Genomic DNA, 1,334 nt, shown 5'->3' on the forward strand with positions numbered 1-1,334 from the left:
TTATTCCAAACCGAAGGGCTTTGTGGAGATACCTTTTCCAGTAAGCGTCGTGCCGTTTGGTACTCTTCATTGCTGATTAATAAGGCAGCAGCATTATTTATCGCCACCGCATCGGTAGCAAAATGTTTGGGAATGATTTCCGTCATAATTTCCCGATATTCTTGGCTGTCCTTTCCGTAGCTCTCGGCTACCCTGTACATTTCCAGTTGCGATAAGTTATCGGGGTTTCGTCGAAGCACCTCTTTGGCTTCGCTCAGGTTATAGTTTCTGACTGTATAATCCACCCGGTATTCCACCCTGCGCAGTTCCGGAAAGAGCTCGCGTAGCATTTTGGAGTACGGTATACCGCGACCAACTGCTTTCAGTTTGCGCTCTTTGGCATCCGGCTCCTCATAACCGGAAATAACTGCCAGTAATTCATTCTTATAATCCAGATCGCTTTGCTCTACCAGTGTTTTGAGTCCTTTCCAGTCTTCGCCCGTCCATCGCACTGTAAATAGCTGCTCGGCAAAGAAATAACGACTTCGGATGTACTCTTTTAAAGCCGCTGCCCGTTCGCGCGATAACTTCTCGTTCGATGCATAAGTGCCCTCGGGAGATGCAAAACCCTCTACCGTGATTCCTTTTAGCTGTACATCGGCATCATCGGCAATGCCTGAAATGGCATCGTTGATCTTAGCCAGCTCCACCGGATTTCGGCGAAAGTCGGGAAGGATGGTAGCACGCCCCACCTGAAAATCGAGGAAAGCACTACCCTGACGAATGCGCGCTTTCGAGGCATCCTCAGGAATACTCATGCTCACTAACGTTTGTGGTTGGTAAGGTATGCGAGGCGATAGTTGAATACAGTTTCCTAACGTATAAGCATACAATCTGCTTTTTCCTCCACATTCGGTCAGTTCCTGTTTCAGTGTTAGTTGCGAATGCTGCATCCACTCCTCGTAAGGCAGGTGAATGCGGTAAGAAATCACCTCGTCGGTATATTTACCCGCCGTCACACTAAATTGAGGTGCCTGATACCGAGCCAGCCATTCGTTGCTGCATATTGCAAACCACCGCTTGTTCAGGTTGCTTCTTCGTTTGCTGTTGAGCAAAATATAAGGAAGCGCCACTTTATGATTCTCGTCGCCCAGCTCCGGTTCTAAAATCACCGATGCACAAGCCGGTACCGCTTTAGCGTCCACCCTTACATCAAAGCCAATGAATAAACTGTCGTTACGCTCGCTAAACTCCTGTGATGTTACAGATACAAAACCCTGGTAGTTTTGAGAGAAAGCCTCTCCCCAAGAGAGAGAGAAAAGAAAGAAACTTACCACCAGCAGCCTCAACGGCCT

Annotated in this window: 1 protein-coding gene; it reads right to left on the reverse strand. The window is 48.1% G+C overall.

Going from position 1 to position 1,334, the window contains the following annotated elements; all coding sequences use genetic code 11:
* On the reverse strand, nucleotides 1-1,334 hold a 1,334-nt coding region (locus D0T60_RS18455; protein WP_163219952.1), incomplete at both ends, for a DUF3868 domain-containing protein.

The sequence above is a fragment of the Bacteroides sp. 224 genome (genome assembly GCF_010500995.1).
Taxonomy (GTDB): domain Bacteria; phylum Bacteroidota; class Bacteroidia; order Bacteroidales; family Bacteroidaceae; genus Bacteroides.